The sequence below is a fragment of the Fischerella major NIES-592 genome (assembly GCF_001904645.1).
Classification (GTDB): Bacteria; Cyanobacteriota; Cyanobacteriia; order Cyanobacteriales; family Nostocaceae; genus Fischerella; species Fischerella thermalis.
Map to the genome: position 1 here is coordinate 731,391 of NZ_MRCA01000002.1, position 15,308 is coordinate 746,698.

Consider the following 15,308-nt stretch of genomic DNA (forward strand, 5'->3'; position numbering starts at 1 on the left):
ACCTATCAAAACTGCTACAAAACTTTTAATTAGGGCAGGTTGTAAAACCTGCCTTTACGGTAGTAGGCAGTTTGAAAGATTATGAACAGTGTTTTATATTTAAAAGTTTTCCAAAATATCTAGAAATGTTACTGTTAATTCATTAGTTATATGCCTATTCATTTTTCAGAAAAGTTGTCTACTCAAACTCCTGCTTTGTTAATGCTGCTAACGGTAGCACCAGCAAAAGTGATTCGTGGCTCTCAAATCTTGACACAGGTATCCAACGAAATCACCCGCCTGGGTCATCGTCCATTGATTGTAACTGGGAATCACACCCAAAAAGCTATCCAACCCCATCTGCAACCACTGTTAGAACATCAGCAGTTACAATTTGCCCTTGCTGAGTATACTCCAGACTGTAGCGAAGCGAGCTTAAAATCCTTAAGAAAAGCTGCAAAGGAACATCAAGCTGATGTAATTATCGGCATAGGTGGCGGAAAAGCGCTGGATACAGCAAAATTACTCGCGCATCAGTTGCATTTACCAGTGGTAACAATTCCAACTTCAGCAGCTACCTGTGCCGCTTGGACTGCCCTGTCCAACGTATATTCTGAACAGGGGGCTTTTTTATATGATGTGGCGTTGGATCGCTGTCCCGATTTATTGATTCTTGATTATGATTTGATTCTGACTGCACCACCACGCACTCTAGTAGCGGGTATTGGAGATGCGATCGCAAAGTGGTATGAAGCTTCAGTTAGTAGTGGAAACTCAGACCAAACTTTAATTATTGCCGCTGTGCAACAAGCACGGGTATTGCGAGATATCCTCTTGCAAAAGTCTGCTGCTGCTCTCCAACAACCCGGAAGCGAAGTTTGGCAACAAGTCGTAGACGCCACTGTTTTATTAGCTGGGGTGATTGGTGGTGTCGGTGGCGCTCAATGTCGCACTGTCGCCGCTCATGCTGTACACAATGGTTTAACGCATATTTGCAAAAGTGGCAGTATTCACGGTGAAAAAGTTGCTTATGGTATTTTAGTACAACTGCGTTTAGAAGAAATGATCCAAGGCAATCAACTAGCAGCAGCAGCACGACAACAATTATTAAAATTTTATGGCGAAATTGGACTGCCGCAGACATTCAGTGATCTAGGCTTGGATTGTGTCACTTTGGGCGAGTTGCAAAAAGCCGCAGAAATTGCCCTCGCTCCCAATTCTGACATTCATAGGCTGCCGTTTAAAGTCACATTGGAGCAATTGATGGCGGCAATGGTTTCTACCACTGCACCAGTAGATAACAAAGACTCTATTCATCGTGTCTCAACGAGAGAAATGAATGAACAAGTTGAACACTGAATTGGGGATCGGGGAGATGGGGGATGGAGAGATTGGCAGATGGGGAAGTATTAGGAGTATGAGGAGTAGTAAATAACCCTTAACCACTAACCATTAACCACTAACCATTAACCACTAACCATTAACCACTAACCACCAACAACCAACAACCACTAACTAATCAATTAACTGCATCGGAACTACATCAATGAACTTGCATTGGATCGCCCCAGCCGAACGCATACAAAAATTACCAGCCTATCCATTTGCCCGTTTGGATGAACTGAAAAATAAAGCGCGGGAACAAGGGCTGGATTTAATTGATTTGGGCATGGGCAACCCAGATGGCGCAACACCGCAGCCAGTTATAGAAGCTGCTGTCACTGCTTTGCATAATCCCAGTAATCACGGCTATCCTCCTTTTGAAGGGACTGCAAGTTTCCGCCGTGCCATCACTAGTTGGTATCAACGTCGTTATGGAGTTGTTTTAGATTCAGACAGCGAAGCTTTACCACTACTGGGCTCCAAGGAAGGATTAGCGCATTTGGCATTGGCATACATCAATCCCGGTGATGTGGTATTAGTACCTTCACCCTCCTATCCGGTTCATTTTCGGGGCCCGGTGATTGCTGGGGGAAATGTCCACAGTTTGGTTCTCAAACCAGAAAATGATTGGTTAATAGATTTGACAGCAATTCCTGACACTGTTGCTCAACAGGCAAAAATACTTTATTTTAATTACCCCAGCAACCCCACCGCCGCAACTGCACCTCGCGAATTTTTTGAAGAAATCGTTGCCTTTGCCAGAAAATACGAAATTCTTTTGGTACATGATTTGTGTTATGCCGAGTTAGCTTTTGATGGTTATCAACCAACCAGCTTGTTAGAAATTTCTGGTGCGAAAGATATTGGTGTGGAGTTCCACACTATGTCTAAAACCTACAATATGGCGGGTTGGCGTGTGGGGTTTGTGGTGGGCAATCGCCATGTCATTCAAGGTTTACGAACACTGAAAACTAACCTGGATTACGGTATTTTCGCAGCCTTGCAAGCAGCTGCCGAAACTGCTTTACAACTACCAGATTCTTATTTACAAGAAGTTCAAACTCGCTATCGTACCCGCCGTGATTTTCTCATTCAAGGTTTGACAGAATTAGGTTGGAATATCCCTAAAACCAAAGCAACGATGTATTTGTGGGTTCCTTGTTCTGAGGGAATGAGTTCCACAGACTTCGCCTTGTGGATTTTACAACAAACTGGTGTAGTTGTCACTCCTGGTAATGCTTTTGGTAGTGGCGGTGAAGGGTATGTGCGAATTAGTTTAATTGCAGATTGCGATCGCTTAGGTGAAGTCTTACGCAGATTCCAACAAGCTAATATCCGTTATCAAGCCGAGGCTGTCGTTTCTAGTTCAAAATAGAAAAGGCATACCTATAACCTGCTTGTGATTAATGCAAACCCCCTCTGCTATCCCTAATACGATTATTTCTGGCTTTCATGCTTTATCCGAACCATTACGGGTAAAGGTGTTGGAATTGCTACGAAATCGTGAACTGTGTGTATGTGATTTGTGCGATGCTTTGGGGGTAAGTCAATCCAAGCTATCCTTTCACCTCAAGACTCTCAAGGAAGCAGATTTAGTCCTCTCCCGTCAGGAAGGACGTTGGATTTATTACAGTCTAAATTTGCCTCAGTTCGCTGTGTTAGAAGAGTATTTAGCAGATTACAGTCGTTTGCAGCAGATATTGCCAGCACGTCGTTGCCAAGACCAATCTTAGGGGTCTGTTGACCTAAGTTTGAGGAGTTAAATAAAAAACCGCAGAGGAAGAGAAGGAGAGGAAGAGAAGGAGAGGATAAAACTAGAAATTGGTTCATCCAGCCAATTTGACTTGCCAAATAGTATTCTGTCAAGTTTTATTCGCGTAGGGAACCCAGATTAGAACCCCACAGGCAGAGCGTACCACCCGTTACAAATGAAAAAACAAGTCAAACTCTCTTGCCTTCTGCCTCCTTGAAAGTAACCTCACCCCGTCAAGAGAGGACACCCCTCTCCTTACCAAGGAGAGGGGAACTCGGGGCCCCCACTCCCCCAAGGGAGTGGGGATTAGGGGCAGGGGGTGAGGTTTTTTCATGCCTGGCGGTGAAATTTTTTCATCGGGACTGCCTTGTTTTTTCTGTTAAGATAGTGCCTCCCGCAACACTGTTAGCTTCTCCGGTAAAATCCGGTAGTAGATCAAATTCCCGCGTCGCTCTTTTGCCAGTAAACCCGCCTCATACATGACTTTGAGGTGATGACTCACTGTCGGTTGCGAAATTCCTAACGGGGAAGCTAACTCACAAGCACAAACCTCTCGATTTGGCTGTGCTGCTATCAAATTCAGCATTTGTAACCGGACAGGTTCACCCAAGATACGGAAAATTGAGGCTAGATGCATCGCCTCATCAGGAGTGAGACGACCAGTAAGCAAGGGAGAGCAACAAGATACGACAGGTTTAGATAACTTCATACTTTTTATATTGACATATATCAATATACATGAATAGCATATTGATATAGATAAATATTGACGTAAATAAATATAAGGAGTTACTGAATTATGCCTCGTCTGCAACTAGCGCTAAATGTGAGTAACATTGATGCAGCTGTCGATTTCTACAGCAAACTATTTGGAACTGAACCAGCAAAGCGCCGTCCAGGGTACGCTAACTTTGCAATTGCTGAGCCACCTTTAAAATTAGTGTTGTTTGAAAATCCTTCAGCTACTGGCAAATTGAACCATTTGGGAATTGAAGTGGAGTCATCAGCACAGGTTGAACAAGCAAGCGACCGCTTGCAGCAAGCCAATCTGACGGTCAGGTCTGAAAACAACACAACTTGCTGCTATGCCTTGCAAGATAAAATTTGGGTTACAGATCCAGATGGTGATGAGTGGGAAGTCTATACTGTTCTGAAAGATTCTGCAACGTTTGCTTGTAAGTAGGGAACAGGGGAAAATCGGACATCCCTGTGTCCGAGTTCGAGGCAGTTCTCGTGAAGTTTTTTCATTGGGACTGCCTGTGTTTGGTAATTCCTCTGGAAAACATATCAAGAAAAATTGATATGTTTTGTAAAATGTAGTCTAGTTATCATTGACAAATCAACTTTTTTTGAAATGATAGGAAGTATAACTATCACAAGAAGCTATGAGGTGAAACATGAGCGCGACAGGAGAGAAATTAGCGATCGCGCTTGGGATGTTGGTATTAGCTACTAGTTGCACGACAAAATTCAATACATCTGCGCAAAGTTCTCCATCGGCAAATGTCACTGAAGTTACTAGTTCACAAACAGTTGCAGCAATAACAATAGATGGTTCCAGTACCGTTTATCCAATTACCCAAGCAATAGCAAAACAGTTTCAAGCAGAATCCCAGGATCAAACCCAAGTAAAAGTGGACATTTCCGGTACTAGCGGTGGGTTTGAAAAATTTTGTGCTGGAAAGACAGATATTAATAATGCCTCACGACCAATTCTCAGTGCGGAGATGAAAGTATGTAATAAAAATGGCGTGAGGTTTATAGAACTGCCTGTAGCTTTTGATGCTCTGACTATTGCTGTCAACCCTCAAAACACCTGGGCAAAAGACATTACCACCACAGAACTAAAAAAAATGTGGGAACCAGAAGCCCAAAAGAAAATTACCAAATGGAACCAGGTACGTGCATCTTGGCCGGATCGCCCACTGAATTTGTATGGTGCTGGTAACAAGTCTGGTACATTTGACTACTTCACAGAAGCAATAGTTGGTAAAGTCGGAGCCAGTCGCACTGATTATACAGCCAGTGAAGATGATCAAGTCTTAGTAGATGGCATAAGTAAAGATCCGAATGCTTTAGGATACTTTGGCTTTGCCTACCTAGAAGAAAATCAAAACAAGTTAAAAGCATTACCTGTTGATAGCGGCAAAGGTAAAGGTGCAGTAGTGCCTTCTCGAGAAACAGTGGAAAAAATTCAATATCAACCTCTGTCTCGACCACTATTTATTTATGTTAATGCTCAGTCTGCTCAAAAGAAACGAGCAGTTAAAGATTTTGTTGATTTCTATATTCAGAAAGCACCAACAACAGTAGCTTCTGTGGGGTATGTACCTTTACCAGAAGAAGGTTATCACCTTGATAAAGTTCACTTTACCAGAGGCAAGGTAGGAACAGTTTTTGAAGGGGAAGCAGAGGTGAACCTCAGCATTGGCGAGTTGTTAAGAAAACAAGCCAAGTTTTAAGAATTAGCATTTTATTTGAGAGTGATACTGATGGGAACAAATCGTTCGCAAGCTAGTACAGTGCGTGTGCAAGCAGGGAGTAATCTCAGTTTTTTTGAAAAATACCTCACAGTTTGGGTAGTTTTGTGTATTTTGGCAGGAATTGCTCTGGGTAGATTATTTCCAGGGATTGCGATCGCACTAGATGCAATGAGTGTGTATCAAGTGTCCATTCCCATCGCAGTTTGTTTGTTTTTCATGATGTACCCCATTATGGTGAAGATTGACTTCACTCAAGCAGCAAATGCCATCCGTGCGCCCAAACCTGTTATTCTCACCTTAGTAGTGAACTGGTTAATTAAGCCATTTACAATGGTGGCATTTGCCCAGTTTTTCTTAGGATGGTTATTTCGTCCTTTGATAGCAGGGACTGAGATCATTCGTGGCAGTGAAGTAACATTAGCGAACTCCTACATTGCTGGCACAATTTTATTAGGAATTGCCCCTTGTACTGCGATGGTGCTGATGTGGGGATATCTTTCCTACGGTAATCAGGGACATACGCTAGTGATGGTGGCGGTGAATTCCCTCGCAATGTTGTTTTTGTATGCACCGTTGGGTAGATGGTTACTAGCAGCGAATGATTTAACAGTACCTTGGCAAACAATTGTATTGTCAGTGCTGATTTATGTAGGCTTACCGTTAGTAGCGGGAATGTACAGCCGTTACTGGATTTTAAAATATAAAGGTAGAGAGTGGTTTGAACGAAAATTTTTAAAGTATCTCACTCCAGTTGCCATTACCGCCCTACTACTGACTTTAGTATTGCTGTTTGCCTTCAAGGGAGAATTAATAGTTAACAATCCCTTGCACATCTTGTTAATAGCCGTACCTTTATTTATCCAAACAAATTTCATTTTCCTAATTGGTTATGTAGCGGCTTTGAAAATGAATTTATCTTATGAAGATGCTGCACCTGCTGCATTAATTGGGGCTAGTAATCATTTTGAAGTAGCCATTGCTACTGCTGTTATGCTATTTGGTTTAAACTCAGGTGCTGCACTCGCCACAGTGGTAGGAGTTTTAATCGAAGTACCGGTGATGTTGATGCTGGTTGAGTTTTGCAAGCGCACCGCAGCTTGGTTTCCACGGGAACCAGAAAAAGCAACATTGCCAGATCCACGTTGTATTAGTCCTTTTAGTTAAAAATTTGCTGGGGAAGCTAATACCCTAACAAGATTTTGGATTTTGGATTGCTAAAAGCTTCAAACCACAGAGGCGCTGAGGACACAGAGGAAATGAAGACCTTTGACCATCCACCGAGAATATTGTTTTTATATGGCTCTTTGCGAGAGCGTTCCTATAGTCGTTTATTAGCAGAAGAAGCTGCACGCATTATTGAAGGTTTTGGTGCTGAGATTAAGTTATCGGAGTTCATAAAAGTTTTCACCAGTAAGTAAGTCGGCACAAATAAAGCTAATTAGTAGGGGGTCGTCATTTGTCATTGTTAAGAGCTTCAAATATACCAACAATCAACAATTAACAATCAATCAAACCATGAAAAAAATAATGTTTGTTTGCAAAAAAAATTCTCGTCGCTCCCAAATGGCAGAAGGATTTACTCGTACATTAGGGCAAGAAAAAGTTGCCGTCACAAGCTCAGGTTTAGAAGCTTCTCATGTCGATCCAATGACAGTCCAAGTCATGTCAGAAATTGGCATTGATATTAGTAATCAAACTTCTAAACCTCTCAGTGATTTTAATCCAGAAGATTACGATGTTGTGATTTCTTTGTGTGGCTGTGGAGTGAATTTGCCAGAGGAGTGGGTGATTAGAGAAGTATTTGAAGACTGGCAATTAGAAGATCCAGAAGGAGGATCAATCGAAACCTTCCGCCGTGTCCGCGATCAAGTCAAAGAACGAGTAGTAAAATTGCTCGCAGAAATCAGCTAAAAAAATAATAATTATTTAAAGTTTGTAGTCGATGCTGAAATGCTCACTACAAACTTTTTGTTTTATGTCTCAAGAAAGATGTAATTAACAAAGTTTAAAACTTAATATACTAAATCAGTATAATTTTCAGTTTCTTGTTAACTGTGATTAATCAAAATCAAGAAAATATAATTAACTCATCAATTGAAACTCCTTCTAGTAATAGATATACATTTAGTTGGTTTGACTGGTTTTGCTTATGGTATCCTCCCGGTTGGCTAATTTTATTTAATCGCCATTGGCAGCATTACCATTGCGATCCTGATGGTTGGAATTGGCTAGAATACATCTTATTTTTAATTCCTGGTGGTTTCTATTTAGCAATATTTATTCGTTGGTTGCGTCTTGGATGTCGAACACCACGACAAGAAGTTAGTGAATTTGATCCTAATTATCAACAGCTTTTTAGTCAGGAAATCTTGGCTCCTATCGTTGAACATTATTTTCATGGTGAATTATATCAATTAGAAAACTTACCAAATACAAAACCAATTCTGGTAGCCATGAATCATGCCGGAATGTGTTTTCCTTGGGATTTTTTATCCTTGTGTTATTTATTAGGTAAAGAGCGAGGATGGATCTTAAAAACTTTAGCTGGTGTATCTCTATTTGATCATGCTTGGATGATTTGGTGGTTGCCGCCTAGATGGTCAACAGTTTTAGGTGGTGTGAGAGCGGAGCTAAATGAATTTAGCACAGCTTTGCAAGATCAAACAATTCTTTTATATGCACCAGAAGGCTTACGCGGGCCAAGAAAAGGTTGGCAAAAACGTTATAAATTAGAAAAATTTGATGTGAGTTTTATACAATTGAGCCAACGTTTGCAAATCCCAATTTTACCTGTTATTTGTATTGGCAATGAAAATCTTCATCCTTGGTCTACTAACCTGCAAAAACTACAGAGATTATTCAAATTACCATTTTTACCTTTATCGCCTTTGATGTTGGCATTCATTCTGTTTCCATCCATGGGTGTTTGGGCAGCTAAAAGTCATCTACGTTACTTTATTCAACCTTTAGAAACAACTCATCTACAACAAAATGATAAAAATAGTTCAGTTAATAAACGTGCAGTAAGTTATCAACAAGCACAAGCATTACGAGACAAAATGCAAAATCAAATTAATAAACTGATTAAAAAATAAGTAGCCGTCATGAACTGCGTATACCAAAAATAATGAAAAATGATTAACAATTACCAGTTACCTATTACCTATTACCTATTACCGACCCCAACGGATAATACAAGTATTCAAGCTGACATGATATTAGTTATCTAAATCGATAAAATTAAGATAGACATTTCCTATTCTACACAATCAATTAGCTTGATACTTAATTTAAGTGATACATACATTCATGTTAAATTCTTGGAAGAAAAGCTTGTTTCAATTTTGACATTAAAAATTTTATGTTTGTAAAGAGCATGTGCTATTCATGCCAATCATACAAAAACTTCAAAGACTAGTAATAGGTTTGTACAATTTATAACGAAATGTGAGTACTCAGAAATGCCAAGATTGTAGCAGAAACATATTTCAATTCTTATGCCAGAACTACGCCAATCTTCTATTGCTCAGCACTACCACGAACGTACTAAGTATGAGCCTCAAACTATTGCTTTTAAAAGTAGGGGTTTAGACTGGGCAAAGCAACCAGTGCCGTTTAAAGAGTATAAAATAGGTTCTACCTTTGACCTTAAGCCCTATATTCAAAATCAGCCAGAAGCTTTTACCAATAATCCACAAGCACAATGGTGGCAAAGATTATCACGGCTTTTGTTTTGCAGTTATGGATTAACTGCGAGAATGCCTTCAATGGGAAGCGCAGTATATCTCCGTGCTGCGCCTAGTGCTGGTGGGTTATATCCAGCGGAAGTGTATGTAGTTTCTCGTGGTGCGTCGTTGTTACCTCCAGGACTGTATAACTATCAGTGTCGGAGTCATTCTTTGATGCATTTTTGGGACAGTGACGTTTGGCAAGCTTTACAAGAAGCTTGTTTGTGGCATCCGGCTTTAGAGAGTACTCAACTGGCAATTATTATTACTGCGGTTTTTTATCGTTCTGCATGGCGCTATGAGGATAGGGCATACCGTCGTATTTTTTTAGATACGGGACATTTATTAGGTAATATCGAGTTAGCTGGTAGTATTACAGACTATCGTCCTCACTTAATTGGTGGCTTTGTGGATGAGGCGGTAAACGAGTTGCTTTATATTGATTCTCTACAAGAAGGAGCGATCGCAGTTCTGCCTTTAGCAGATATGCTAGATATTCAGCAGAACTTACCAACATGGCGAACTGCTTTACCTTCTGCTACAGAAACTAATTATCCTAAAATTCCCGATGGCGAGTTACTAAAATATTTCCATCAAGCAACCCAAATCCAACCAGGAACTGCTGGTAAGCTCAATTTACCTGAGGTTAAGCAAGAAAAATCATTAGAGGATAAATACAATTTTCCTTTTTGTCAAAAAATTTCTACTGTAACAGCGCCAGTGAACTGGGGTGAAAAGCTAATAGATTTAGAAAGTACGATTCTCAAGCGTCGTTCTACTCGTGCTTATACGGGTGAAGATTTAACATTTGACGAATTAAAAGCCTTACTCGATTTTACTTACCAACCTCAAAATTATATCGACCAAGGCTTTGATATTTCTCCAGACTACTTTGATCTCAATTTAATTGAAACATTTATTGCTGTTTCTGGAGTTAATGGACTAGAGTCTGGTTGTTATTATTACGCACCCAAAGCACAAGAATTACGTCAAATTCGCTTCAAAAATTTCCGGCGTGAGTTACATTTCCTCTGTTTAGGACAAGATTTAGGACGAGATGCAGCAGTGGTATTATTTCATACAGCTGATCTCAAAGCAGCCATTGCCCAGTATGGCGATCGCGTTTATCGTTACTTACATATGGATGCTGGTCATTTAGGTCAAAGACTCAATCTAGCAGCTATTCACCTCGGCTTAGGCGTTAGCGGTATTGGTGGCTTCTTTGATGACTTAGTAAATGATGTTTTAGGTATTCCTGCGGAAGAAGCAGTTTTGTATGTAACTACTTTAGGAAGACCAAGGTAGCTGTTTATCAACTTTAAATTGATGGATAAAAAAGTAGCCCACAATCTCACCCTCAAATAAATTTAGGGCAAAAACCCTAAGTTAGCTGAAAGCTAAGTTGGCTAGGAGTTTGGGCTTATTGCTGTGAACTTTAGTTTTTAGATTTCCTACTTGGTGACTTTGTGCCTTGGTGGTGTAAAAAATTGAACCACTAAGACACCAAGACACAAAGAAAAGTAGTTTACTACTTTCTGATATCGGCGATCGCTCCTTTAGTCATGGCTGCGATCGCTTTATCTGTAGCTTTGGGCAAGTGATAATATTTACCTCCCGCTGTTTTGGCTATTTCTTTGGCAAAGCCAGTGGAAACAAATTTACTTTCGGTATCAATCACCAGCAGTTGCATTCCTAAAGCCCGGATTCTCGCAGCAATATCCAACAACTCGGCTTTGATATCTGGCTTTTCTCCCGGTTCTTGCGGTTCACCCAAAGAACGCGATAAAGGAATGTTACCTCGCCCATCAGTAATTGCCACGAGTACGACTTGCCCGATATCTCCACTCATTTGGGCATTCAAGCCGACGCGGACGGCTTGCGTCAAACCATGTGCTAGCGGGGAACCGCCACCACAGGGTAATCTTTCCAGGCGGTTTCGGGCTAAGGCGATCGAACGTGTCGGTGGTAATAATACTTCTGCTTGCTCTCCCCGGAAAGGAATTAAGGCTACTTGATCACGATTTTGGTATGCTTCTGTCAATAGTTGCATCACCGCGCCTTTGGCAGATTGCATTCGATTTAATGCCATCGAACCAGAAGCATCGACGATGAATATTACCAATGCTCCGGCTTTGCGAGCCAAGCGCTTGGAACGAATATCACCTTGTTCAATATATACCCGCTTTTGTGTATCTCCTTGATGACGAGCGCGTCGTGCTTTTTGATACGGTGCTGCGGCTCTCATTGTGGCATCTACGGCAATGCGGCGGACTTTGCCTTTGGGTAGCATTGGTTTGATGTAACGCCCGCGGTCTTCGGAGAAGATTAAACTACGACTACCGGATTTACCGTGTCGCTGTGCCATTTGAGCAAAATAAAGCACACTTTGATCAAGAACAACTCCTTCCGGGTCAAAGATAAATTCTTCGGGAATGCTGGGGGGTTCTTGTTGTTCTTCGTTATCTTCCTCTTCTTCTTGTTCTTGATTTTCGTCGTCGGGTTCTTGTTCGTCTTGGGGTGGCGGTGGCGGTGGTGGGGGCTGCTGTTGGTCGGGTGGGGGCATCTGGATCTGAGTTGCGCGTGGGACTATGACTAATTCCACTGCGCGACGCAAATCATCAGCATTAACTTGGGTGCGTCCATCCAACGCTGCTGAGGCTTTGGCAACACGGACTGCGAATAATTCCGCCCGATGTCCTTGGACTCCGCCCCGGATTGCTTCTTCTACCAAGTAGGTGATTTGGTCGTGGGTAATGCAGACATCTTTTAGCCATTCCCGCGCAAAGATAATTTGGGTTTTAAGGGCGTCGATATCTTCACTGTATTGCTGGAGAAATTCTTGGGGAGATTTGGAGTAGGCGATCGCAACTTCGACTGCTTGCACTCTTTGGTCTAGACCCAAGACTCCATCAGCGGAAAGAACAATGGCAATTCTATCGAGTAAATGTTCTCGTAACGCCCCTTCTTCTGGGTTGTAAGTGGCAATAAATAATGGTTTACAGGGATGTTGAAAACTTATACCTTCCCGCTCAATTTGGTTACGTCCCTCGGATAATACTGTTAACAGTTGGTTGCTAATTTGGTCATCTAATAAATTGATTTCATCGACATACAGGACGCCTCGATGAGCGGCGGCGAGTAGTCCTGGTTGAAAAATAGTTTCCCCTTGTTTCACCGACTGTTCCACATCCACAGAACCGATGAGTCTATCTTCGGTTACTCCCAGAGGAATTTGGACAAAGGGTGCAGGGATAACTTCAGTTCCTATTCCGTCAATTGGGAGAGAGGGGTACTCTGCTAGTAGCTTATCATCCCATTCTTCTGGGTGATTGGGGTCGCAATTGCTGATCGAACCTTTGACCACTTCAATTGGTGGTAGTAGGGCGTGGATCGCACGCGCCATGACAGATTTTGCTGTACCGCGACGACCTGCGATCGCTACTCCCCCCAACCCCGGATCGACTGCTGCTAAGAGTAAGGCTAGTTTGATAGCTTCTTGACCGACAACAGCGGCCAAGGGAAAGGTGGTAGTTGTAGGAGTGATAGTAGGCGCAGGCATAGTTTTTATAATGGTTTATCTAGGTTTTTAGCTTACCAAATCTGGGACATGTGCGGAGGTGGGGAGATTAGAATAATTAGCGTTCGCCTAACTGAATGTCGTGGTTGGACTGAGCAGCAGTGAGACTATTGTTGACAAAAGCCAGACTTTTATCACCCATTTTGACTAACTTGTGGTGAAGTCAATTCATTAGTTACCTGTCAATACAAATCAGACTGAGATCAATTATGTTGATGTTTGTGTTAATTACAACGAATTTCGCAGCAAGATAAACTATAAAAATGCACAAACTACTCATATTTAACAATGATAAACTTCTACGCCGCGCCCTAACCCATCGTTCCTACGTCCATGAAAACCCAACAGAAGGCGAACACAACGAACGCTTGGAATTTCTCGGTGACGCTTTACTCAATTTCCTCAGTGGTGAGTATCTTTATCGCCGTTATCCTGATAAAGGAGAAGATGAATTAACGCGGCGGCGATCAGCGTTGGTAGATGAGAAGCAATTAGCCAAGTTTGCGATCGAGGTAGGTTTAGATTTACGAATGCGGTTAGGTAAAGGTGCAATTCTCGATGGCGGTTTTCAAAATCCGAATTTACTCAGTAGTACCTTTGAAGCGGTAGTTGGTGCTTACTATTTAGATAATAATTCTGATATCGAGGCGATTCGGAAAGTTGTAGAACCACTGTTTGATGCTGTACCAGAAAATATTGTTGAAATTCGTGCTAGTGTTGACTCGAAAAATCGCTTTCAAGAATGGGTGCAAAAGAACATTACCCCTACTCCACCTAAGTATGTCACAGAACAGGTAGGGGGTTCTTCGCACGCGCCTGAGTTCGTTGCTAAGGTATTTGTGGGTGAAAAAGTTTATGGAGTAGGTAGGGGACGCAGCAAAAAAGATGCAGAGAAGACTGCTGCGGAAGATGCTTTGGCGAAGGTGAAGGAAACCTCAAAAAATCTACTCTAATTTTTGGAAATCACGCTGCACCTCATTCCACAAAGCTTTATTGTGGGGGTCTGTTTTGAGGGCTTTTTTCAAATATATTTTGGCTTTGAGTGGCTGATTTTCTTTGATTAACACCCTTCCCCAAATTTGATAAGCGATCGCTTGCCATTGACGTACTTCTGCGTCTTCTGGTAAACGTGCTGCTAAAGCTTCTGCTAAGGCGATCGCTTGCGGAAACCTTCTTTGTTTCAAAAATATTTGCAATTGTTCGTAAGTTTGCCACTTCAATTGTTGTTCTTTTTCCGACACTTGAGGCGGTTGTGGCGTCGGTTTAGTTTTTGGTGTGGTTTTCGGCTTTTCTGTAACAGTAGGTTCTGGGCGAGTTACAGTTGCTGTCTGAGTGGGCTGGGACACTATTTCCTGTGGATTTACCACCTGCAATAGTAACCTGTATGCCTCAGTCAAGGCAATAAACTTATCTTTGGCTTTGTTGTCATCTGGATTGATATCGGGATGATACTGCTGCGCCAATCGTCGATAAGACGCTTTAATGTCAGCAAAAGAAGCACCCGACCTTAAACCCAATAAACGGTAGCAATCTCCAAGATCCATCGTGATCTACAAGAAGCATTAGTATCAGCTATCAGCATATAGCTTAATCCTGGAAGTACCCAATCATAAAGACCAAATTGCCATTTTTAGGGAAGGGGAGATGGGGAGGTGGGGAGATGGGGAGAGTGTGGGGAGTGGGGGGAGTGTGAGGAGTGTGAGGAGAATAATATAGTAACTAATTCTCCGTGTCTTCCTTGTCCTCCTTGTCCCTAGTTCCCGATCACCAATCCCCGATCTCTAATTCGGGCGTTCCTCAATTACTTTGTCAATCAAGCCATATTCTTTTGCTTCCGCAGCAGACATGAAAAAGTCTCTTTCGGAGTCTTTTTCGATTCTCTCTAGCGGTTGACCAGTATTTTGGGCGTAAATTTCGTTCATCTGCCGACGGATACGCAGAATTTCTCTAGCTTCAATTTCAATATCACTTGCTTGTCCGCGCATACCACCAGGAAGCAAGGGTTGGTGAATCATGATCCGGGAGTGGGGTAAAGCTAGGCGTTTGCCTTTTGTACCACCTGCCAGGAGAAAAGAACCCATGGAAGCAGCTAAACCTACGCAAATTGTCACCACATCAGATTTAATGTGTTGCATAGTGTCGTAAACTGCCAAGCCAGAGTCGATCGCACCACCAGGAGAATTTATATATAAATAAATATCTTTGCCTGGATCTTCGGAATCCAGATATAACATGATGGCGATAATCTCATTGGCGAGTTTATCATCAATTTCTTCCCCTAAAAAGATGATGCGATCGCGGGCAAGACGACTGTAAATGTGAATCCACTGCGTGAATTGTTCACCCGGCAATCTGTAGGGGACACTTGGATAGCCAATCGGCATATTTTACTCCGTTTGTCAATA

At 42.0% G+C, this 15,308-nt stretch carries 14 protein-coding genes and 1 pseudogene; 11 read left to right on the top strand and 4 right to left on the bottom strand.

The window, feature by feature from the left end:
- Positions 1-150: 150 nt before the first annotated feature.
- From NIES592_RS07130 to NIES592_RS07140, 3 genes are all read left to right on the top strand, one after another.
- Positions 151-1,338 carry an iron-containing alcohol dehydrogenase family protein gene (locus NIES592_RS07130; RefSeq protein ID WP_073555290.1) on the top strand — a complete coding sequence of 396 codons (1,188 nt, stop codon included), beginning with the start codon at positions 151-153 and terminating at the stop codon, positions 1,336-1,338.
- A 187-nt stretch (positions 1,339-1,525) separates the two neighbouring features.
- Complete coding sequence (locus NIES592_RS07135) at positions 1,526-2,737, top strand: aspartate aminotransferase (RefSeq protein ID WP_009457753.1); 1,212 nt, start codon at positions 1,526-1,528, stop codon at positions 2,735-2,737.
- A 31-nt stretch (positions 2,738-2,768) separates the two neighbouring features.
- On the top strand, positions 2,769-3,095 hold the full coding sequence (locus NIES592_RS07140; RefSeq protein WP_073555291.1) for an ArsR/SmtB family transcription factor: 327 nt from the start codon (positions 2,769-2,771) through the stop codon (positions 3,093-3,095).
- 399 nt (positions 3,096-3,494) lie between these two features.
- Here the strand turns inward: NIES592_RS07140 and NIES592_RS07145 are convergent, their stop codons facing one another.
- Positions 3,495-3,824, bottom strand: coding sequence for an ArsR/SmtB family transcription factor (locus tag NIES592_RS07145; RefSeq protein WP_062244109.1), 330 nt, complete (start codon positions 3,822-3,824; stop codon positions 3,495-3,497).
- Between the two features lie 90 nt (positions 3,825-3,914).
- On the opposite strand from NIES592_RS07145, the gene NIES592_RS07150 reads away from it, so the two are divergent.
- The 7 genes and pseudogenes from NIES592_RS07150 to NIES592_RS07180 all read left to right on the top strand — a co-directional run bounded on the left by NIES592_RS07150 (position 3,915) and on the right by NIES592_RS07180 (position 10,631).
- Positions 3,915-4,298, top strand: coding sequence for a glyoxalase/bleomycin resistance/extradiol dioxygenase family protein (locus NIES592_RS07150; RefSeq protein WP_062244114.1), 384 nt, complete (start codon positions 3,915-3,917; stop codon positions 4,296-4,298).
- 214 nt (positions 4,299-4,512) lie between these two features.
- Positions 4,513-5,577: a PstS family phosphate ABC transporter substrate-binding protein gene (locus NIES592_RS07155; RefSeq protein ID WP_073555292.1), complete on the top strand. Its 1,065-nt coding sequence runs from the start codon at positions 4,513-4,515 to the stop codon at positions 5,575-5,577.
- A gap of 30 nt (positions 5,578-5,607) precedes the next feature.
- Positions 5,608-6,762, top strand: coding sequence for an ACR3 family arsenite efflux transporter (gene arsB / locus NIES592_RS07160; protein WP_062244115.1), 1,155 nt, complete (start codon positions 5,608-5,610; stop codon positions 6,760-6,762).
- Between the two features lie 92 nt (positions 6,763-6,854).
- Positions 6,855-6,980, top strand: a pseudogene (locus NIES592_RS24395) (NADPH-dependent FMN reductase); the annotation flags it as partial.
- A gap of 133 nt (positions 6,981-7,113) precedes the next feature.
- Entirely contained in the window at positions 7,114-7,509 is a 396-nt protein-coding gene (gene arsC / locus NIES592_RS07170) for an arsenate reductase, glutathione/glutaredoxin type (RefSeq protein WP_178379489.1), read from the top strand.
- 143 nt (positions 7,510-7,652) lie between these two features.
- Positions 7,653-8,693 carry a 1-acyl-sn-glycerol-3-phosphate acyltransferase gene (locus NIES592_RS07175; protein ID WP_073555294.1) on the top strand — a complete coding sequence of 347 codons (1,041 nt, stop codon included), beginning with the start codon at positions 7,653-7,655 and terminating at the stop codon, positions 8,691-8,693.
- A 402-nt stretch (positions 8,694-9,095) separates the two neighbouring features.
- On the top strand, positions 9,096-10,631 hold the full coding sequence (locus NIES592_RS07180) for a SagB/ThcOx family dehydrogenase (protein WP_073555295.1): 1,536 nt from the start codon (positions 9,096-9,098) through the stop codon (positions 10,629-10,631).
- Between the two features lie 223 nt (positions 10,632-10,854).
- On the opposite strand, the gene bchD is transcribed toward NIES592_RS07180, so the two are convergent.
- Positions 10,855-12,885, bottom strand: coding sequence for a magnesium chelatase ATPase subunit D (bchD, locus tag NIES592_RS07185; protein ID WP_073555296.1), 2,031 nt, complete (start codon positions 12,883-12,885; stop codon positions 10,855-10,857).
- Positions 12,886-13,166: 281 nt separating this feature from the next.
- On the opposite strand from bchD, the gene rnc reads away from it, so the two are divergent.
- Entirely contained in the window at positions 13,167-13,856 is a 690-nt protein-coding gene (rnc, locus tag NIES592_RS07190; RefSeq protein ID WP_073555297.1) for a ribonuclease III, read from the top strand.
- On the opposite strand, the gene NIES592_RS07195 is transcribed toward rnc, so the two are convergent.
- Both NIES592_RS07195 and NIES592_RS07200 read right to left on the bottom strand, forming a co-directional pair.
- On the bottom strand, positions 13,848-14,447 hold the full coding sequence (locus NIES592_RS07195; RefSeq protein ID WP_073555298.1) for a J domain-containing protein: 600 nt from the start codon (positions 14,445-14,447) through the stop codon (positions 13,848-13,850). The genes rnc and NIES592_RS07195 overlap by 9 nt on opposite strands.
- Before the next feature lie 237 nt (positions 14,448-14,684).
- Positions 14,685-15,287, bottom strand: coding sequence for an ATP-dependent Clp protease proteolytic subunit (locus NIES592_RS07200; RefSeq protein ID WP_073555299.1), 603 nt, complete (start codon positions 15,285-15,287; stop codon positions 14,685-14,687).
- Positions 15,288-15,308 lie beyond the last annotated feature (21 nt).